Below are 18366 nucleotides of genomic sequence, written 5' to 3'. Positions count from 1 at the left end.
CTGAGCCGTCGAGCACAGGAAAAGTCACCTCAAACCGCGAGTTTAGGGTGACTTTTCCTGTGCCCGGGCGCCACCGCCACCGCCACCACCACCGCGAGGCGCGAGCTCGATCGAACGCAGCACGAACTCGCGAACCCGCATCGAGAGGGTCGCATTGCACGTCGAGAGCAGCGGCTCAGAGAGCGCACTGCCGAGTTCCACAGTGACGATGGCTCCGTCGTGGTCGAGGGTCACCATCCATCCGTCGTCCGTCGCCGACTCGCTCACGACCCGGAACGCCGTGATCCGCTCGTCGCCTGTCCGGGCGCGGGCGAACCCCTCGGCCGCCTGTGCGACATTGCTGAGTGCGGTGCGGCCGCGCAGGAAGCGCGCATCCACCAGGCCCGCCGCGTACCGCGTGACCAGACCCGGCGCATCCGCGCCCGGAACCCGCCCGTAGAGGAGGCCTTCGGGTAAGACCACCATCGTCGCCGCGAACCTGTCGCCGCCGAGGTGGGAACATTCCCAGGTCAGCTCCGGATGCTCGGAGGCGAGCGCCTGCACGATCGGCCGGCCTTTCACGGCGCAGCACTGGTCGTGCCGGGCATGGGTGCAGACGCACAGCACGGGCTCGTTCGACAGCTCGCCGACGCTCCCGTCGAGCGGAACGTCGAGCAGCGCTTCCGGGGCGTCGACCTGACCCCACAGCACGGATTCGCGTCCGGGCCGCGAATCGACGAGCGCCCAGCGCCAGACGGTCTGCGCCCTCCGCTCGTCGGCGCGGCGACCGGTGCGGCGGATGGCGAGCGGGCGGATGCCTGCCTTCTCGACGCGCGCCACCAGCCGGGCCGCAAGTGCGCCATCCATTCGCGACTGCAGGATGGCGTGGGCGCCCCACGCCCCGTCGATCTCGACCAGGAACCAGCGTTCACCGAAGCCGGCCGTGCCGCCCAGGGGGTCGCCGCGCAGCAGGGAACTGTCGCTGCACGGCTGCCACCCTTCGACCGAGACGGGCATTCAGCGCACCGCCAGCACGCCTTCGCGCACGAGGCGGCGCGCCACGACAACGGCGGAGTCGACGTCGAGCCCGGGCAGGTCGGCGACGCGCACGCGGCCGGCGTCGAGCAGCAGCTCGACAGCAGCCCGGGCGGCAACCGGAAGCTTCACGGTCTTGTCCGGCAACTGGATGCACACCCGCTCTCCGTCGACCGACGAGTGTGCCGCGAGTCCTTGGCGCACCTGCACGATCGTGTCGCCGTCGAGGGACTCCGCGGCGTGGACTGCGGACAGTGGGCGCACGGGCTCAGGGCGGGTGTCGTCGCGCAACCGCGCCGCCAGAGTGCGGGCGACGTCTGCAGCCGTGCGGGCATCCGTCGCAGCCTCGCGCAACTGGACGAGCAGAGCATCCGCCGTCTCCTGCACGATCGAAGCGAGCTGGGCCGGGTCGTCGAAATCGATGCCGAGGGGGAGGGATGATCGCACCTTCGCGTCATCAGATGCCCGCGCGATCACCCGCTGCACGACGTCGGCCCGGGTGTATGCGGCGACGCCGATCGTCAGGTGCACCGATACGCCGCCGAGTGCGGTCGCGGAATGGATCCAGCCGCGCGGAAGGTACAGCACGTCGCCGGGATGGAACGTTGCATCGATCGCGGGGGACCCGGTGGCGCGGGCGGCCACGGCATCCCTATGGTCGGTCCACGGCTGGTCGCGCAGCGGATCCGGATGCACCGGCTCATGGATGGTCCAGTGCTTGTCGCCCGCGACCTGGATCACGAAGACGTCGTGCACGTCGTAGTGGGGGTCGAATCCGCGCGACGAGGCAGGCGTGATGTAGGCGTTGACCTGACACGGATGCCCGAGGTCGGCGACGAGCTGCCGCGTGAAATCGGCGAGCGGCTGCCACGTGCGATGCAGACCCTGCAGCACGATCGTCGAACCGTCCTCGAACTCCTGCAGCACCTTCTCGGAACTGACCTGGTCGCCGATTTCTGCGCCGAACCCACCGGATGCGGTGAAACGGGAGGGCGCGAGCACGGTGCCCTCCCTGGCCATGCGAATGAATGGCGTGCGCAGCGCCCGGCCCGAGATGAGTTCGTCGACGGCGTCCGTGCTGAAGAGGTCGGAGAAATCCTCGCCGAGGTCGGCCGAGCGAGAGAGAAGGGGACGTGAACCCCAGTATTCTGCAGCGAAACGGTCGGGAGCGACGGCGATGCAACGCGAAAGCGCGGGCCGGTTTCCCGACCCGCGCCCGTCATCCGACATCAAGCCGAACCGTCGGCGCCGCCGTCGTTTCCGCCGCCGCTTGCTCCGCCATCAGCGGGGCCTTCGCCGGCGCCGCCGTCTGCTGCGCCGTCGTGTCCGCCGGGGTTCGCGCCTCCGTCAGCGGGGCCTTCGCCGGCGCCGCCGTCGCTTCCGCTCGGGTTGGCGCCCCCGTCTGCCGTGCCTTCGCCGCTGTCAGCGGCATCGGTCGTGATGTCGTCGTCGTTGATCGCACTCATTCGAACCTCCACACCTCAGGATCGGCGCCGATCGCCGCCACAGCTCACACTACGCGCGAGCGGTCACGCCGCCCAGCCCCCGCTCCCGCGCCGCTCTCGCGCCGCTCGCGCGCGTTCCCGCGCCGCCGAGCCCAGGAAAAAGCAGCCCAAATCCGGGTCTAAGGATGTCTTTGCCCGTGCTCGACCGCTGCGAGCAGCGAGAGGGCGGCGGGTCAGGAGCGGCCGAGGGCCTCTTGGCGGATGAGGTCGATGACCCGCGGATGCGTCGACACGGTCGCGACGGCGGCCGACGTCCGCGAATACTCGTCCCCCTCGCCGAGGCGCAGCATGAAGGCGGCGAGGTCGGCGCGCGACGTGTACCGCTCGGGCAGCTCGATCTCGCCGTCGACGTATGCGGTCACGCCGGGTGTTGCGAAGAGTCCGGACGGCCGTACGATCGTGAAGTCGAGGTCGCTCTGTTGCACCAGGTGCTCCATCCGGAGCATGTCCGCGTACAGTTCCTTGCCCATCGTCTTAGTGATGATCGGCTTGAGCACCTTCTCGAAGAAGAAGCCGCCGCCGGTGTCGTGGTAGCGGGTCGCGGGATCGGTCGCGCTGGAGCTCACGCAGACCAGGCGGCGGATGCCGTGCCGCTTCATCGCCGCGATGATGTTCGTGACCCCCGCCGAGTAGACGGTGATGGGCTTGCGTCCGTACGGAACGCCGAGCGCCGAGAGCACGACGTCGTGGCCGGCGACGGCGGTGTCGACTGCGTTGGGGTCGAAGACGTCGGTCGCGAGCACGGTCAGGTTCTCGTCGGTCACCGACGTGTTGTCGAGAGCGAAGGCGTCGGGATGCCGGGTGACCGCCGTGACCGTGTGCCCCGCATCCAGGGCCTGACGCACCAGAAGGCGCCCGGTCCCGCCGTTTGCGCCGAAAACGACTATGTTCAACGTGTCCTCCTCAATTAGCCGTACAATATGAAAAAGGTATCATATGAAAACCAAATTAACTGAGGATCCGGACGACGCACGCCGACGACGGCGCATGGCGACGTCGATCAAGCTAACGATGCGCGAATTCAACAACCAGATCTCCCTGCTCAACCACCAGGTCGGATCGCGGGTCGACCTCCGTGACGTCGACCTCGACTGCCTCGACGTCGTCGCGATGCACGGGCCGATGAGTCCCAGCGAGCTCGCCCGCCGGGCCGGGCTGCACCCCGCGACGATCACCGGCATCCTCGACCGGCTCGAGAAGAACGGCTGGATCGTGCGCGAACGCGACGCCGCCGACCGGCGTGCCGTGCAGGTGCGTGCGCTGCCGGACCGCACGGGGGAACTCTTCCGGCTCTACTCCGGAATGAACGGCTCCATGGACGGGATCCTCGACGACTACGACGAGGCACAGCTCGCCGTGCTCGCCGACTTCCTGCAGAGGGCGACGGCCGCCGGCCGCGCCGCCACCGACGAGCTCGCCTGAGCTCACGATCCGGCCGACCGTGCCTCCTCCGGCCGAGCGTGCCCATTCCGCCGGTCACGCTCGTCCGCAACGTGCACACTCGCGATCACACGCCCGCAAGCGAGAGCCCGGCAACGGGCCCGCGCCGGCTCAACTGCAGGCGTCGAGCAGCGCATCCGAAAGGTCGGAGTTGTGCTGCAGGGATGCGCGCCGCGGCGCCGCGAGGTTCGTCAGGTACGCGAACACGAGCCCGCGCCCCGGGTCCGCCCAGGTGTTGCAGATGCTGCTGCCGTTGTGGCCGAACGTCCGCAGGTCGGCGTGCGTCCCGGTCGGCCGCCGCGCCCCGACCGGTCCGCCGAGCTGGAATCCTTGCGCCCACCGCACGGGATGGCGCATCAGCTGGTCGACTTCGCCGTCACTCGATACCCGCCGCGCCTCCTCGATCGTCGCCGGTTCGAGCACGCGCACTCCGTCGAGTTCGCCGCCGGCCAGCAGCATCCGGTAGAAGGTCGCGATCGCCCTCGCGGTCGCCGAGATGCCTGCTGCGGGGATCACCGCCTGCCGCACGTTGCGCCGGTTGAAGACGACCCGGCGCACCTGGTCGGTCATCACCTGTCCGCGTAATTGAACGTGGCGCGGCCAGTCTGCATCCGTCAGCCCGAGCTCGATGTCGCCGAGGCCGAGCGGCGTCAGCAGGTTGGCCTGGACGAATGCCTGCACGGGCATCCCGGACACCCGGCGCACGAGCTCGCCGAGCACGAACCCGAAGGAGAGGATGTGGTACCCGACCACGCGCCCCGCCGGCCACCACGGCGTCGCGTTCTCTGCGAGCGCGATCGAGCGGTCCCAGTCGGCCATGGCTGCAACATCGCCGAGGAGGCCGCCGCTGGCGAAGGGGATGCCCGCCCGGTGGGTGAGCACGTGGCGCACGGTGACGCGCTCCTTGCCGTTGCGCGCGAATTCGGGCCAGTGCTGCGCGACGGGGTCGTCGAGGCCGAGCAGTCCGCGCTCGGCGAGCAGGTGCACCGCGAGCGCGACGAAAGGTTTGCTCACCGAGAACGTCCAGAACAGGGCATCGGTTTCGCAGCCGAAACTTCTGTCGAGCACGATCTGGTCATCGCGGAGGATGCAGAGCTGAGCGGATGCCTGGCGCGCGCTCACAAGGGCGACCGCGCGTTCGAGACCGGCCGGATCCATGCCGACATCGTGGGCGGACGCCTCGACCCAGCCGACGTCTGACACCTCTTGAGAGTACGCTCGCCGCCTGTGTGTGCCGAGTGTGCCCCCTCCGGCCGGGCCGGGGCGGCCGAGCGGCGCCGTTCGGCCGCGAGTGTGCCCCCTCCGGCCGGGCGTGCCCGCTACAGCAGGCACGCTCGACCGCAACGGGCACGCTCGCCCGATTACACGGCCGGCGGCAACGGCTCGGGCGCCGGCACCCCGACATACCGCGACGACGGACGGATGATCTTCCCGTCGGCCGCCTGTTCGAGGATGTGCGCCGTCCACCCGACGACCCGTGCTGCCGCGAACGTCGGTGTGAACATGCTCCGCGGAATCCCGCATAACTCCATGACGACCGCCGCGTAGAACTCCACGTTCGTGTGCAGCTCGCGACCGGGCTTCAGCTGCTCGAGGAGTGCCAGGACGCGCGCCTCCACGGCCGTCGCGAAAGCGACACGGTCGCCGCCGAACCCTTGGGCGATCGACCGCAGCATGCGCGATCGCGGATCCTCCGTGCGATACACCGGATGCCCGAACCCCATGATGCGCGCGCCCGACAGCACCGCGTCGGTCACCCATTCGTCGATGCGCTCGGGCGTGCCGATCGCGTCGAGCGTATCGAGCGCACGGCTGGGGGCGCCCCCGTGCAGTGGTCCGGACAGCGACCCAAGAGCCCCGACCACCGCCGAGCCCAGGTCGGCCCCGGTCGATGCGATGACGCGCGCGGTGAACGTGGACGCGTTGAAGCCGTGGTCGATCGCGGCGGTCATGTATGCGCTGACGGCGTGCTCGGTGCGAGCATCCGGAACGTCGCCGGACAGCAGATACAGATAGTGGGCGACGTGCCCGAGGTCGGGGCGCGGGGGTAGTGGCCGCTCGCCGGCGGCGAGCCGGTGGAGGGCGGCGAGAAGTACGGGCGTCACCGCAGCGACGCGGATCGCGGTGTCGGTGCGCGCATCCACCGCCGTGTCGTACAGGGGCCGGATGCCGTCCGCCGCGGCCACCGCACCGAGCGCGATACGCAGCCCGGCCAGCGCATCCGTGCCGCCGGTCACCCGCGCGATCGCCGGGAGCATTGACGCGACCTCATCCGGGATCGACCTCGCCCCCGCCACCTGCAAGCGAAACGAGTCCAGCTGATGCCGCGTCGGCAGTTCGCCGAACAGCAGCAGGTACCAGGACTCCTCGAACGAGCGTTCGGCCGCAAGCTGCACGGCGGAGTACTGCCGGTAGTGATAGAAGCCTTCGTGGCCGCGCACATCGCCGAGGGCTGTCTCGGCGGCGACGACGTTGGTGAGGCCGCGCGGCACGTCGATGAGGGTGTCGTCCATGCGATCGGTGGTGAGCATCGCCGTCTCCTTCGTTTCTGCCGGTGCTATCCTCAGTCTGATATTGCTCAATGAGCACGTCAACGTTGATTCGATCAACCTCGGAGGACGCCATGCCGGACCCGGACCTGCCCACGCTCACCGCCGAGCAGACTGCAGCTCGGCTGGGGATCAAGCTCGAAACGCTCTACGCCTACGTGGCCCGCGGCCGCCTCGACCGCACCCGCGGACCGGACGGGTCGGCCTTCGACCCGCTCGAAGTGGAACGTTTCGCCGCTGCCCGCCGATCACGCACGGCCCCTGTGCCGGGCTCCGACATCCACGGGCATTCCGACGGCAGGCCGCTCATGGTCATCGAAACCGACCTCACGCTGATCGAGGACGGCCGGCTCTTCTACCGGGGCCGCGACGCCACCGAACTGGCCGCGAGCGAGTCGTTCGAGCAGGTCGCGCACTGGCTGCTCACGGGCGTGGACGACCCGGATGCGCGGCTCCGCCCGCACGCCGATGCAGTCGCGCACGCGCGGTCGGTGGCGGATGCGATGCCCGCCTCCGCAACGCTCCGCGACCGCCAGCAGGTGGCCGTCACCACGCTCGCCGCACTCGATCCTCTGCGTCATTCGCTCGACCCTGCAACGGTGGTGTCGGCGGGGGAGGCGCTCGTCGCCGGGATGGTGGCCGTGCTGCCCGAGGCCAGCCCCGCGCCCGACGTCGGCCCCGCGCCCGACGTCGGCCACGCGCCCGACATCGGCCACGCGCCCGGGCACCTCACCGCCGGTCGCCTTGCCGACGTCCTCTGGTCGAAGCTCACTCCGCGACCCGAGCAGGCCGCCGGCGTCGCGGCGCTCAACGCCGCACTCGTCCTCCTCATCGACCACGACATGGCGATCTCCACCCTCGCGGCCCGTGCCGCAGCATCCGCCCGCGCAAACCCGTACGCGGTCGTCACTGCCGGGCTCGGCGCCCTGGACTCGCTGCTCCACGGCAACGCGAGCGTCGAAGTCGCCCGAATGCTCGGCCGCATCGTCGCAGGCGAGTCCCCCGAGCGCGTGGTCGCCGACACCGTCGCCGTACGCGGTGGGGCGGTGCCGGGGTTCGGGCAGGCGCTGTATCCCGGAATCGACCCGCGGGGGCGGGCAATACTCGGGATGCTCGCCCCTGTCGACGGGGCGCAGCCGGTTCTCGACGCTGCCGCGCGCACGAGCCGCATGATCGCGGCGCGCACGGGTGCGCATCCGAACGTCGACTTCGCGCTGGCCGCGCTCACCCTTGCGACCGGGATGGCACCCGACGCCGGCGAAGTGATCTTCGCGACAGCGCGTTCGGTCGGCTGGATCGCGCATGCTCTCGCCGAGTACCGGGAGCGTCCGCTGCGCCTGCGTCCGGTCGGCCGTTACGTCGGCCACTGACCACGCGTGTGCCGGCGCGTCGGAGGGTGCGCGTACGCTGGCGCCCGTGAGCACGAACACCGCGGGCCGCACGCGTTTCGTCGCGTGGCGCGGCGATGACGACCCCGACCGTCTCGAGGCCGCGACGATCACCCTGGGCGTCGACCGGCTCAGCGCGCTCGGCACGTCGCGCGCCGCCGACTACACGACGAGCTGGGCGCTCGAGACAGGCTCCGGATGGGTGACTCAATTCCTCGAGATCGGCGTCACCGGCCACGCGTGGTGGCGTCACCTCACCCTCACACGTGACCCCGGCGGCAGCTGGACCTCAGAGGTGGAGACCGGCGGCGACGCCGACCTGCCCGACCCCGGAATCGTGGATGCTGCCTCGATCGAGGGCGCGCTGGACTGCGATCTCGCGCTCTGCCCGGTCACCAACACGATGCCGATCCTGCGGCTGGGGCTCCTCGACGCGGCGGATTCGGAGACCGAGCTGGTCATGGCGTGGGTCGACCTGCCGTCGCTCCGCGTCATCCGGAGCGACCAGGTGTACGGCGCCGTGCGCCGCTTCGACGCAGAGGAAGCAAACGCAGTCGTGCGCTACCACAGCGCGAACCGGTCCTTCGTCGCCGATCTCACCGTGGATGAGGACGGCATCGTCATCGACTACCCGCAGCTCGCCAGACGGATCGCCCCGAGCGACTCCTGAGGCCTCGTCAGGGCGTCGGGTCGAGAGCGTCGTAGTGGCGGAAGGTGTGCTGCACGCGCACGATCACCCCGACGGCGACGATGATGACGAGCCCGCCGAGAAGAGGCGGGAACCAGAGCACGCCGGTCACCGCGAGGATGCCAACGTACAGGTCGCCGAGACGAGGGCCCCCGGCGACGACGACCGTGAAAATGCCTTGGAGGCGTCCGCGCATCACGTCGGGCACCGAGGCCTGCAGGATCGTGGTGCGGAAGATCGCGCTCACGTTGTCCGCAGCTCCGGAACCGGCGAGGAACACCGACGCGACGACGAGGGCGGCCAGGTTGGCGTCGGCGATGTTCTGGCCGACGGCTGCGCCGTTGTTTCCGAAGGCCACAACGGCGAGCACGATGCCGAAACCGAGGATGCAGCCACCGTAGGCCTGGATGGATCGCCCGACGGCGCGGCCCTGCCATCGCACATGACCGATCCGGCCGGAGAAGACGCTGCACACGAGTGTGCCCACCGCACCGGCCGCGGTGAGGATGCCGACCGTCACAGGACCGCCACCGATGAGCAGCGCCCCGACCGCCGGGAAGAGCGCACGGGGCTGGCCGAAGGTCATGGCGATGATGTCGAGGATGAAGGTCATGCGGATGTTCGGCGCCGTCTTCAGGAAGCGCAGCCCGAACATCACCGATTCGAGTCCAGCGCTCTGACGCTCACCCTCGGGGACGATGCGCGGAAGCGTGAAGATGCCGAGGAACGCCGCAGTGAAAAGCACGACGTCGACGGTATAGGTCCAGGGGATGCCGACCGTCGCCACCAGGAGCCCGGCGAGGGCGGGCCCGACCGTGACCATCACGCCCATGCTGATACCGTTCAGCGCGCTGGCGGCGGGAAGCAGGCGCGTCGGCAGCAGGCGGGGCGTGATCGCCTGGCGGGTGCTGCCGATCACTGTGGCCGCGACCGCGTTGATCGTGGTCAGCAGGTAGAGCGGCCAGACGACGCGGATGTCGAGCCAGGCGAAGACAGCGATGCCCGCAGTCGACGTCCAGGCGAGGATGGCCGACACGAGAGCCACGGTGCGGCGGTCGAACGCGTCGGCGAGCACGCCGCCGTAGAGACCGAAGACGACCATCGGCGGGAGTGCGAACAGGGCGACCAGGGAGACGGCAAGCGTCGAGCCGGTGATAGCGAAGATCTGAAGTCCGACGGCGACGATCGTCATCTGGCTGCCGATGCCCGAAATCGCACCGCCCAGCCAGAGCCGCGCGAACGCCGGGCTCTCCCGCAGCGGGGAGAGGTCGACGAAATGGCGGCGCCTCGAGAGCGTCGGGCCGCCTGGCCCCGCGGGTGTCACCATCGGTTCGAGCGGCTCCGCGTCGTCGCTTTCGTCGCGGATCCGGCCGCTCAGAATCGCGGTTTCTTGCTGAGTTGTACTGCTGCGAGCGAGAAGACGACACCCACGAGCATGATCGTCACGGTGACCGACTGGAGCACGACCTGGAAGAACGGCAGGAACGGGGTGACGGAGACCCAGAGCCAGAGGATCGCGCCAATGAGGGTGATCACGTAGCTGAAGGTGCGGCGGGCGTAGATCGCGTTGAGCGCGACGACGGTGCCGGCCACGGACATCTGGAAGAGCGGCAGCGCGTTCTGCGGCTGGTAGGTCCAGGTGGCGACGAGGCTCCAGATGCCCAGCACCAGCGTCGCCAGCACGACGATCGTGGCGAGGAGGTTGCCGAGAGCGCTCGGCAGTTCTGCGCTGAGGCTGCGGACGAGACCGCCCACCTCGTCGTCTTCGACGACCTCGATGGGGTACGGGGAGGATGCGATCTGTGCTTGGCTCACAGCCAGAATCCTACGCTGCGACCACCCTTCACCGCGAAGCGCGCCGGCCATCGTGTCTTAGACAAATGATGGGTAACGCTCAGCGGCCTCGGACGCGGCTGTCCGAAAGTTGATTCATCGCACAGAACCAATCGCACGACACCGGAGGTGGGGACACATGGATTCACGTTCAGCAGGCAAGCGCACTGCCGTCAAGGTGACATCGATCATCGGGTTGTCGAGCCTGGCCGCCGCAGGAATCACCTCGGCCGTGCTCTTCTCGGGCACGCAGGCCACAGGGTCGACGACCTCGGGCTCCTCGGGTTCGACCGGATCATCGTCCGGAACCTCATCGTCCGGAACCTCGTCGTCCGGAACCTCGTCGTCCGGCTCGTCGTCGTCCGGCTCGTCGAACGGCAGCGATTCTTCGTCGAACGGCTCGGACTCCTCGGGGTCCTCGTCGTCCGATTCCTCGTCGTCGGGCTCGTCGCAGTCGGCCCCGTCGGTGGGCCAGAGCCAGGGCGGCCCTTCGCAGGGCCAGTCCTCGGGGTCGTGACATGAATGCCGCAACAGCCTCCTGGCAGCTGTGGAGCACATCCGCTCACCTCGTCGTGACGAAGCCGAGTGTGCTCGCCCGGGCCGAACAGATCGCGCATGAGACGGTCGAGGCGGTCGAGTTGGCGTGCAGCCGGTTCCGCGCCGACTCCGAACTGTCCGTACTGCAGTCCGCGGCCCGTTCCGGGGCGCCGGTGCCGGTGAGCCCGATGCTCGCCGACCTCGTCCGTGCGGCGCTCTGGGCGGCGGCACTGACGGAGGGCTCGGTCGATCCGACACTCGGCAACGACCTGCTCGCGCTCGGCTATGACCGCGATATCGCCCGCCTCGACCCTCCGGGCGATGGCGATCTGCCGACCGGCGTGAGCGTGAGCGTTCAGCGCCACGGCGCGGGCTGGCGTCGGATCGACCTCGACGGGGATCGGCTCAGCGTTCCCGACGACCTGCGGCTCGACCTCGGCGCCACAGCGAAGGCTTTCGCCGCTGACCGTGTCGTGGACCGGATCGCCGACGAGCTCGGCTGTGGAGTGCTCATCTCACTCGGCGGCGACATCGCGACGGCAGGCCCGGCGATCGATTCGCACTGGGAGATCCTGGTGCAGGACACGCCGGCCGATCCCGCCCAGCAGGTCGCATTGCCCGCGGGGCTCGCGATGGCGACGTCGAGCACGCGCAAGCGGCGCTGGAGCCAGTCCGGGATGCCCCGCCACCACATCCTCGACCCGCAGTTCGGCCTTCCGGCGGAGCCCGTCTGGCGCAGCGTGACTGTGGCGTCGACGTCGTGCCTGCGTGCCAACGCCCTCAGCACCGCCTCGATCGTCCGTGGAACGGGCGCTCCCGCCTGGCTCGAAGGACTCGGTGCGGATGCCCGGCTCGTCGACCGCTTCGGTCGCGTCGTCTTCACCGGCAACTGGCCGGCGGAAGACGCGCAGCACCCCGTGGCGGTGGTCCATGAATGAGGCGCTCTGGGCATTCGGCCGCGCCAGCGGCATCATCGCCCTGATACTTTTCACCGTTTCGGTGCTGCTCGGAATCACCAACCGTTCCGGTCGTCCGCTTCCCGGGATGCCGCGCTTCTCGGTCTCGCTCGTGCACCGAAACGTCGCACTGCTCGCATCCGTCTTCCTCGTGCTTCACGTGGGCACCCTGATCCTCGACCCGTTCTCGAAGCTCACCCTCACCGATGTGGTCATCCCGTTCGTGGGTTCGTTCAAGCCGCTGTGGCAGGGGCTCGGCACGGTCGCCTTCGACCTGGTGATCGCCATCGTCGTGACAGGACTGCTGAGACGACGGATCGGCGCCCGCGCCTTCCGGTTCGTGCACTGGTTCACTTACGTCATGTGGCCGGTCGCGATGCTCCACTCGATCGGGAACGGCACCAACGGGACGAGCGGATGGTTCATCCTGTTCTCCGTGGTCGCCACCGCCCTCGTCCTCGCTGCCATCATCTGGCGCCTCTCGGCCCGCTTCGCCGAGACCGCACGTACCCGACAGGAGACCCTCTCGTGACCATCCTCGAAGAGACCCCTCGCGTTCGACAGCAGGGAGACGCCGCCGTGAGCCTGAATCGTCTTTTCGCCGCCGGCGCATCGGCCGATTACGCGACCCACCTGCGTGTTCACGGAGATGTCGATCCACGTGCCGTCGCACCCGGGCTGCTGCACGAGCTGGAACGTTCCGGGCTGACCGGGCGTGGTGGCGCAGGGTTCGCCGCGTGGCGAAAGCTCGCCGCGACGGCGACAGCGTCGGGGGAGCGCTCGTTCGGCGGCTCAGCAACCGTGATCGCCAACGGGGCCGAAGGCGAACCACGAAGCTGGAAGGATGCCGTCCTTCTCACGAACGCGCCTCACCTGGTCATCGACGGGCTCCTGGCTGCGGGCGCAGCCCTGGGAACATCGCGCCTCTACGTGTACGCCTCCGCGAAAGGCCTCGACTCGGTTCGGGCGGCCGTGGCCGAACGCCGTGATGCCCGCGGGATCACGCTCATGGCCGCACCGGACACCTTCATCTCCGGCGAGGCGTCGGCAGCGGTGAACTCGATCGAGAACGACGACGCCCGGCCGCGCGACCACATCCGCCGTCTCAGCGAGAGCGGTTTGCGCAAGCGCCCGACGCTGGTGCACAACGTCGAGACGCTTGCGCACCTGGGCCTGATCGCGCGACACGGCGCGGACTGGTTCCGCTCGGTCGGGTCGACCCGGGACCCGGGAACGCGGCTGGTCACGGTGTCGGGCGACGTCGGCCGCGAAGGGGTCCTGGAGATCGCCGGCGGCATGCCGCTGGCGGACATCCTCGCTGCCGCCGGGGTCGATCGCAATGGAGTCTCGGCTGTGCTCGTGGGCGGCTACCACGGAACGTGGCTCCGGGGAAGCCAGCTCGACGTCCCCTTCTCGACCACGGGTCTCGCATCCGTCGGGGCCCAGCCGGGCGCCGGCGTCATCATCGTGATCGGACGCCACCGATGCGGTCTCGCGGCGACCGCAGAGATCGTCGAATACCTGGCCGGCGAGTCCGCCGGGCAGTGCGGACCGTGCATGTTCGGTCTCCCTGCTCTCGCCGAGCGGATGTCGGCGCTTGCCGCCGGCCGGATGAGGCGGGATGGGGTGGCCGACGCCGCCCGCCTGGCCGACTCGGTCACCGGCCGTGGCGCCTGCCATCATCCCGACGGCACGGCGCGCCTCGTACAGAGTGCGCTCGTCGCCTTCCATGACGATGTCACCGCGCACCTGTCGGGCCGCTGCACGCGCGCAGCCCGGGTGTGAGAGGACAGGAGATGGCTTCGACGCGACTGCACATCGACTGGACGGCCTGCGACGGTCGGGGACTGTGCGCAGAACTGCTTCCGCGGCTGATCGGACGTGATGAGTGGGGCTACCCGGTGGCCCTGAAAGGGGATCCTGCTGCTCGCAGCGACATCCCGATCGGGACGAACGACCTCGAGGCCGCGAACGAAGCGGTGGCACTTTGCCCCCTCGTGGCGCTGCGTCTGCTCACGGACTGAGTGGCCGCCGCCGACCCTGCGCCGCCGTCCTACTCCTCCGTGAGGTTGATGTCGGCGACGGACTTGTCGGGGCGCAGGCCACGCCAGGACGGCTGCCGGAGCCTGCGGGTGGGGGTCCACTCGGCGAACTCGACCTCGCCGACGAGGTCGGGGCGCACCCAGTGCGCGTCACGAGCATCCAGTGAGGGCACTTCGGTCGCCGGACTGGTCTTGCGCGCCCTCGGTTTCAGCAGTTTCATCAGGTCGTCGAGTTCGGCATCCGTGAACCCGGTCCCGACGCGGCCGACATAGCGGAGCTTGTCGCCGTCGGGGAATCCGAGCAGGAGCGATCCGATCGTGTCGGAGCGCCGCCCGTTCCCGGGCCGCCAGCCGACGATCACGACCTCCAGATCGCGATGGTTCTTGATCTTGATCCAGACGCGCGACCGGCGCCCGGGGGTGTACGTGCCGTCGCGCTCCTTCGCCATCACCCCTTCCAGGCCGAGCTCCTTGCTGCTGGCGACGGCGTGCGCGAGGTCGCCAGCGAACGCGGGCGGAACCTGGATGCTGCTGTCCCTGGAAGGGCGCACCAGCTTCTGCAGGGCGTCGCGCCGATCGTCGTATGGCCGCTTCACCAGTGTCGTTCCGTCGAGTTCGAGCAGGTCGAAGAGCATGAAGTGGGCGGGCGCCCGCTTCGCCGCGGCCTCCACCTCGTGGGGCCGGGTGAGCTTCATCCGCGTCTGCAGCAGTCCGAAGTCGGGCCGTCCCCGGTGGTCGAGGGTCACGACCTCCCCGTCGAGCACGGCCTCGTGGTCGCCGACCAGGGCGACGAGCTGCTGAAGTTCGGGGTAGCTGACGGTTTGATCGATTCCGTTGCGGCTCGTGAGATGAAGCCCGCTGCTGTCGACGGTGGCGATCGCGCGGATGCCGTCCCACTTCATCTCGAACGCCCAGTCCGATTCGTCGAAGATGTCCGCCGGGCTTCCGAGGGTTGCGAGCATCGGGGCGATGTTCGACGCCGAGGCGCGCGGCGCCGGCGTGGCGGCATCCCGTTTCGTCCCAGCAGCAGCTGTCTTCGCGCGGCCCGGCCTGGCGCGGCTGTCCTTGGCGTGGCCCTTGTCCGCGTGGCCGTCGTCGGCATCGGCCGGCTTCATCAGGTGGATGAGCCAGTTCTGGTCGGCCTTTCCTTCGCCGCCGGTGTGGATGAGCGCGAACCGCTTATCGCCGTCGAGGCCGCCGTCGTGCGACCCGTGGAGGGTGACGATGACCTCTTTGCCGTCACGCCATTTCTCGAGGTCGTAGTCGCCTGCATCCCAGATGTCGACGTGGCCTGCGCCATATTCCCCGTGCGGAATGTTTCCCTCGAAGGCCCCGTACTCCAGGGGGTGGTCTTCGACGTGAACGGCGAGATGGTTGGTGCCGGTATCGGTCGGAACTCCCTTCGGAAGCGCCCAGCTGACCAGTACCCCATCGTGCTCGAGGCGGAAGTCCCAGTGCAGTCGCCGCGCGTGGTGCTCCTGGATGACGAATGTGCGCCCGGTCGTCGAGTGTTCAACCGTCTCCGGCACCGGCTCGGGGGTCTTCGAAGCGTCGCGCTTGCTGCGGTACGACGTCAGGCGGTCGGCGGCGGCCGCATGCGGGTCGTCGCCGCTCGCCGACAGCCCGGCGAGCAGGTCACCGCGCTTCTTCACCCGGCGCAGTACTTCCTCGAAGTCGAGGTGTGCGAGGTCCTTCGCTTCGAGTTCTTTCCAGGTGCGCGGTGCGGCGACGGTCGGGTGGAGGCGGCCCCGCAACGAGTAGGGCGCGATAGTGGTCTTGGCAGCGTTGTTCTGGCTCCAGTCGACGAACACCTTGCCCGCGCGAATCGCCCTCTTCATGTCGCTGACGACCAGCTCGGGATGGTCGGCTTCGAGCGCCCGCGCGAGTTCGTGGGCGACCGCCGACACCGCATCCGAATTCTGGATTCCGTCGAGCGCCGCGTACAGGTGGATGCCCTTGCTGCCGCTGGTGACGGGCAGCGGATCCAGCCCCATGTCGGTCAGGATGTCGCGGGCATACCGTGCGACCTCCGCGCAATCCGACAGCGTCACCCCCTCGCCCGGGTCGAGGTCGAGCACCATCCGGTCGGGATTCCTCGGCTGGCCGTTGCGCCCGAAGCGCCACTGCGGCACGTGGATCTCCAGCGACGCGATCTGCGCCAGCCAGACGAGGGTCGCCCGGTCGTCGACGAGCGGGTAGGTGTTGGTGCTGGTCTTGTGGGTGATCGTGCCGCGGTGCAGCCAGTCGGGCGCCGAAGAGTCGAGGTTCTTCTGGAAGAACACTTCGCCCGGCTCGTCTGCCGTTCCGACGCCGTGCACCCAGCGTTTACGGGTTGCGGGCCGCCCGCGCGTGTGCGGGAGCATGACGTCGGCGATCGTCGCGTAGTAGTGGATGACTTCGGCTTTGGTGGTCCCCGTCGCGGGATACATCACCTTGTCGAGGTTGGTCAGCTTGAGCCGCCGACCGTCGATGTCGACGACCTCGGTGTCGTTGTTCGCCATGCCACCCCCATCCGCCACCACGCTACGCCGGGCCAAAACACCAAGTAAAGGTTGAAAGAAGGCCGATCAGTGGTGGAATAGGTGCCATGAGGGCCATTTGGACGGGCGCCATCACCTTCGGACTCGTGAACGTACCGGTCAAGGTGTACAGCGCGACAGAGGACCACGACGTGCAGCTGCACCAGGTGCACGACGCGGACGGCGGGCGTATCCGGTATCAGCGCCGTTGCGAGATCGACGGCAAGATCATCCCGTACGAGCACATTGCGAAGGCATTCGAGGCGGGGGACAAGACGATCATCCTCACCGACGAGGACCTCGCGTCGCTGCCCGCCGAACGCAGCCGCGAGATCGACGTCGTCGAGTTCGTGCCCAGCGACCAGATCGACCCGATCATGTTCGACCGAAGCTATTATCTCGAGCCCGACTCGAAATCGGTGAAAGCGTACACGCTGCTGCGCCGCACGCTCGAGGATGCGGACCGTACCGCGATCGTGCTGTTCGCGCTGCGGCAGAAGACCCGCCTGGGCGCCCTCCGGGTCCACGGCGACGTGCTCATGCTCCAGGCGCTGCTGTGGGACGACGAGGTGCGCGAGGCGAGCTTCCCCGCCCTCGAGGAGCGCACGCGGCTGACCGACCGGGAGCTCGACCTCTCGAACGCCCTCATGGAGAGTTTCGCCGGCGACTTCGCGCCGGAGAAGTACGCGGACGAATACCAGGAGGAGCTGCGCAAGCTCATCGATGCAAAGCTCGAGCGCGGCGACACCCTGGACACGGCGGAGACGTTCGGCGAAGAGGCGGAGAAGCAGGCCGGCGGCGGGGAGGTCATCGACCTCATGGATGCCCTCCAACGCAGTGTCGAGCGCAGCCGCGCATCGAAGAAGCCGGCGAAGGCGCAGACGGCCAAGAAGCGCAAGCCCGCGTGACGCGGCTCCGCCACAGCGATCCTGCGGGGCCGGGCTATCGGCGTCTGGCGTCGAAGAAGGGCCCGCGGTACGTCGACGAGGCCGGGAACGCTATCGCCGACGAGCGCGAGCTGGAGCGCATCCGTTCGCTCGTCATCCCGCCGGCGTGGGTCGACGTCTGGATCTGCGCCGACGCCAACGGGCACATCCAGGCCGTCGGAACCGACCCGGCCGGGCGGCGCCAGTACCTGTACCACGAGTCGTGGCGTGTTCGCCAGGACCGCATCAAGTTCGATCGGGCGCTGCAACTCGCGCAGACGCTCCCGACCGCGCGCGGCCGGGTCACCCGCGACCTGCGCGCGGACGACTTTGCGCGGGACCGCACCCTTGCGGCAGCTTTCCGCATCATCGATCTCGGTTCGCTGCGGATCGGCAGTGAGGACTACCTCGAGGTGAACGGCAGTCGAGGCCTGACCACGTTGCTGTGCAGGCACGCCCGGATCGATGGCGACGCGGTGACGCTCACGTTTCCGGCAAAGAGCGGGCAGAAGTGGATCTCGACGGTGGTGGATGAAGACGTCGCCGCCCTGCTCAACGAGATCACCGAGGCGCGCGGGCCGCGCTCCCGGCTGCTGGCCTGGCGCGACACGCAGTGGCACACCATCCGCCCGGCATCGGTGAACGAGTACATCCGGGCGAAGACCGGTGGCGAGTTCACAGCGAAGGACTTCCGTACTCTGCACGGCACGATCGTCGCAGCGACCGCCCTCGCACAGCTGGGCACGGCGGGTTCCGATGCGCAGCGCAGGAAGCGGATGACCTCAGCGGTCGCCGAGACCGCCGACGCCCTCGGTAACACGCCCGCGGTCGCCCGCAACAGCTACATCGACCCTCGCGTCTTCGACCGCTACCGGGCCGGCGAGGTCATCGACGCCGGCGGGAGACGCGCTCCCGAGGGCGCCCTGATCGAGCTCATCGGCTGACGCGCGTACTGCCATCGACTCAATG

Annotated in this window: 19 protein-coding genes; 10 read left to right on the top strand and 9 right to left on the bottom strand. The window is 69.1% G+C overall.

Translation table 11 applies throughout. The features are described from left to right. Positions 1-42 precede the first annotated feature (42 nt). The 4 genes from ACPPVQ_RS12325 to ACPPVQ_RS12310 form a co-directional block, all read right to left on the bottom strand. Positions 43-996: a sucrase ferredoxin gene (locus ACPPVQ_RS12325; protein ID WP_426515389.1), complete on the bottom strand. Its 954-nt coding sequence runs from the start codon at positions 994-996 to the stop codon at positions 43-45. Continuing rightward, complete coding sequence (locus ACPPVQ_RS12320; RefSeq protein ID WP_426515388.1) at positions 997-2244, bottom strand: cupin domain-containing protein; 1248 nt, start codon at positions 2242-2244, stop codon at positions 997-999. It abuts the gene before it with no gap. Beyond that, positions 2244-2480, bottom strand: coding sequence for a BatC protein (locus tag ACPPVQ_RS12315; protein ID WP_426515387.1), 237 nt, complete (start codon positions 2478-2480; stop codon positions 2244-2246). Before ACPPVQ_RS12315 ends, ACPPVQ_RS12320 begins: the two co-directional genes overlap by 1 nt. 212 nt (positions 2481-2692) lie before the next feature. Beyond that, entirely contained in the window at positions 2693-3412 is a 720-nt protein-coding gene (locus ACPPVQ_RS12310; protein ID WP_426515386.1) for an NAD(P)-dependent oxidoreductase, read from the bottom strand. Between the two features lie 94 nt (positions 3413-3506). Between ACPPVQ_RS12310 and ACPPVQ_RS12305 the strand changes: the two genes are divergently transcribed. After that, a complete protein-coding gene (locus tag ACPPVQ_RS12305) occupies positions 3507-3941 on the top strand; it encodes a MarR family winged helix-turn-helix transcriptional regulator (protein ID WP_426515385.1) in 435 nt (144 codons plus the stop codon). A gap of 129 nt (positions 3942-4070) precedes the next feature. On the opposite strand, the gene ACPPVQ_RS12300 is transcribed toward ACPPVQ_RS12305, so the two are convergent. Both ACPPVQ_RS12300 and ACPPVQ_RS12295 read right to left on the bottom strand, forming a co-directional pair. Beyond that, the gene (locus ACPPVQ_RS12300; protein ID WP_426515384.1) at positions 4071-5162 is read right to left on the bottom strand and encodes a serine hydrolase domain-containing protein; all 1092 of its coding nucleotides are present in this window, start codon (positions 5160-5162) and stop codon (positions 4071-4073) included. 158 nt (positions 5163-5320) lie between these two features. Next, entirely contained in the window at positions 5321-6490 is a 1170-nt protein-coding gene (locus ACPPVQ_RS12295; protein WP_426515383.1) for a citrate/2-methylcitrate synthase, read from the bottom strand. A 92-nt stretch (positions 6491-6582) separates the two neighbouring features. Between ACPPVQ_RS12295 and ACPPVQ_RS12290 the strand changes: the two genes are divergently transcribed. Next, complete coding sequence (locus ACPPVQ_RS12290; RefSeq protein WP_426515382.1) at positions 6583-7878, top strand: citrate/2-methylcitrate synthase; 1296 nt, start codon at positions 6583-6585, stop codon at positions 7876-7878. Between the two features lie 46 nt (positions 7879-7924). After that, positions 7925-8566 carry a putative glycolipid-binding domain-containing protein gene (locus ACPPVQ_RS12285; protein WP_426515381.1) on the top strand — a complete coding sequence of 214 codons (642 nt, stop codon included), beginning with the start codon at positions 7925-7927 and terminating at the stop codon, positions 8564-8566. A gap of 7 nt (positions 8567-8573) precedes the next feature. Here ACPPVQ_RS12285 and ACPPVQ_RS12280 read toward each other — a convergent pair whose 3' ends face one another. Both ACPPVQ_RS12280 and ACPPVQ_RS12275 read right to left on the bottom strand, forming a co-directional pair. Next, positions 8574-9911: an MFS transporter gene (locus ACPPVQ_RS12280; RefSeq protein ID WP_426515380.1), complete on the bottom strand. Its 1338-nt coding sequence runs from the start codon at positions 9909-9911 to the stop codon at positions 8574-8576. Positions 9912-9958: 47 nt separating this feature from the next. Further along, complete coding sequence (locus ACPPVQ_RS12275; RefSeq protein ID WP_426515379.1) at positions 9959-10399, bottom strand: hypothetical protein; 441 nt, start codon at positions 10397-10399, stop codon at positions 9959-9961. A gap of 157 nt (positions 10400-10556) precedes the next feature. Here ACPPVQ_RS12275 and ACPPVQ_RS12270 point away from each other — a divergent pair, with 157 nt between their 5' ends. Genes ACPPVQ_RS12270 through ACPPVQ_RS12250 form a run of 5 tightly spaced genes read left to right on the top strand, consistent with a single transcriptional unit; the run spans position 10557 to position 13934 of the window. Beyond that, the gene (locus ACPPVQ_RS12270; RefSeq protein WP_426515378.1) at positions 10557-10934 is read left to right on the top strand and encodes a hypothetical protein; all 378 of its coding nucleotides are present in this window, start codon (positions 10557-10559) and stop codon (positions 10932-10934) included. Between the two features lies 1 nt (position 10935). Then, positions 10936-11892, top strand: a complete 957-nt coding sequence (locus ACPPVQ_RS12265) for an FAD:protein FMN transferase (protein WP_426515377.1) — start codon at positions 10936-10938, stop codon at positions 11890-11892. Continuing rightward, entirely contained in the window at positions 11885-12442 is a 558-nt protein-coding gene (locus tag ACPPVQ_RS12260) for a ferric reductase-like transmembrane domain-containing protein (protein WP_426515376.1), read from the top strand. Before ACPPVQ_RS12265 ends, ACPPVQ_RS12260 begins: the two co-directional genes overlap by 8 nt. Next, positions 12439-13695, top strand: a complete 1257-nt coding sequence (locus tag ACPPVQ_RS12255) for an NADH-ubiquinone oxidoreductase-F iron-sulfur binding region domain-containing protein (protein WP_426515375.1) — start codon at positions 12439-12441, stop codon at positions 13693-13695. The genes ACPPVQ_RS12260 and ACPPVQ_RS12255 overlap by 4 nt, the downstream gene beginning before the upstream one ends. 11 nt (positions 13696-13706) lie before the next feature. Then, a complete protein-coding gene (locus ACPPVQ_RS12250) occupies positions 13707-13934 on the top strand; it encodes a ferredoxin (protein WP_426515374.1) in 228 nt (75 codons plus the stop codon). 29 nt (positions 13935-13963) lie between these two features. Here ACPPVQ_RS12250 and ACPPVQ_RS12245 read toward each other — a convergent pair whose 3' ends face one another. Beyond that, positions 13964-16453, bottom strand: coding sequence for an ATP-dependent DNA ligase (locus ACPPVQ_RS12245; RefSeq protein WP_426515373.1), 2490 nt, complete (start codon positions 16451-16453; stop codon positions 13964-13966). 86 nt (positions 16454-16539) lie between these two features. On the opposite strand from ACPPVQ_RS12245, the gene ACPPVQ_RS12240 reads away from it, so the two are divergent. Together ACPPVQ_RS12240 and ACPPVQ_RS12235 are read left to right on the top strand one after the other, a co-directional pair. Then, positions 16540-17379 carry a Ku protein gene (locus ACPPVQ_RS12240; RefSeq protein WP_426515372.1) on the top strand — a complete coding sequence of 280 codons (840 nt, stop codon included), beginning with the start codon at positions 16540-16542 and terminating at the stop codon, positions 17377-17379. Further along, on the top strand, positions 17376-18341 hold the full coding sequence (locus tag ACPPVQ_RS12235) for a DNA topoisomerase IB (protein ID WP_426515371.1): 966 nt from the start codon (positions 17376-17378) through the stop codon (positions 18339-18341). Before ACPPVQ_RS12240 ends, ACPPVQ_RS12235 begins: the two co-directional genes overlap by 4 nt. Positions 18342-18366: the final 25 nt, after the last annotated feature.

The sequence above is a fragment of the Leifsonia sp. McL0618 genome (assembly GCF_049994905.1).
GTDB lineage: Bacteria > Actinomycetota > Actinomycetes > Actinomycetales > Microbacteriaceae > Diaminobutyricibacter.
This window is presented reverse-complemented; position numbering and strand designations above follow the sequence as displayed.

Coding starts and splice junctions, on each gene's coding strand:
- ACPPVQ_RS12240 (WP_426515372.1), top strand. CDS start 16,540: ATGAGGGCCATTTGGACGGGCGCCATCACCTTCGGACTCGTGAACGTA.
- ACPPVQ_RS12320 (WP_426515388.1), bottom strand. CDS start 2,244: ATGTCGGATGACGGGCGCGGGTCGGGAAACCGGCCCGCGCTTTCGCGT.
- ACPPVQ_RS12270 (WP_426515378.1), top strand. CDS start 10,557: ATGGATTCACGTTCAGCAGGCAAGCGCACTGCCGTCAAGGTGACATCG.
- ACPPVQ_RS12280 (WP_426515380.1), bottom strand. CDS start 9,911: ATGGTGACACCCGCGGGGCCAGGCGGCCCGACGCTCTCGAGGCGCCGC.
- ACPPVQ_RS12305 (WP_426515385.1), top strand. CDS start 3,507: ATGGCGACGTCGATCAAGCTAACGATGCGCGAATTCAACAACCAGATC.
- ACPPVQ_RS12265 (WP_426515377.1), top strand. CDS start 10,936: ATGAATGCCGCAACAGCCTCCTGGCAGCTGTGGAGCACATCCGCTCAC.
- ACPPVQ_RS12290 (WP_426515382.1), top strand. CDS start 6,583: ATGCCGGACCCGGACCTGCCCACGCTCACCGCCGAGCAGACTGCAGCT.
- ACPPVQ_RS12250 (WP_426515374.1), top strand. CDS start 13,707: ATGGCTTCGACGCGACTGCACATCGACTGGACGGCCTGCGACGGTCGG.
- ACPPVQ_RS12315 (WP_426515387.1), bottom strand. CDS start 2,480: ATGAGTGCGATCAACGACGACGACATCACGACCGATGCCGCTGACAGC.
- ACPPVQ_RS12295 (WP_426515383.1), bottom strand. CDS start 6,490: ATGCTCACCACCGATCGCATGGACGACACCCTCATCGACGTGCCGCGC.
- ACPPVQ_RS12325 (WP_426515389.1), bottom strand. CDS start 996: ATGCCCGTCTCGGTCGAAGGGTGGCAGCCGTGCAGCGACAGTTCCCTG.
- ACPPVQ_RS12260 (WP_426515376.1), top strand. CDS start 11,885: ATGAATGAGGCGCTCTGGGCATTCGGCCGCGCCAGCGGCATCATCGCC.
- ACPPVQ_RS12245 (WP_426515373.1), bottom strand. CDS start 16,453: ATGGCGAACAACGACACCGAGGTCGTCGACATCGACGGTCGGCGGCTC.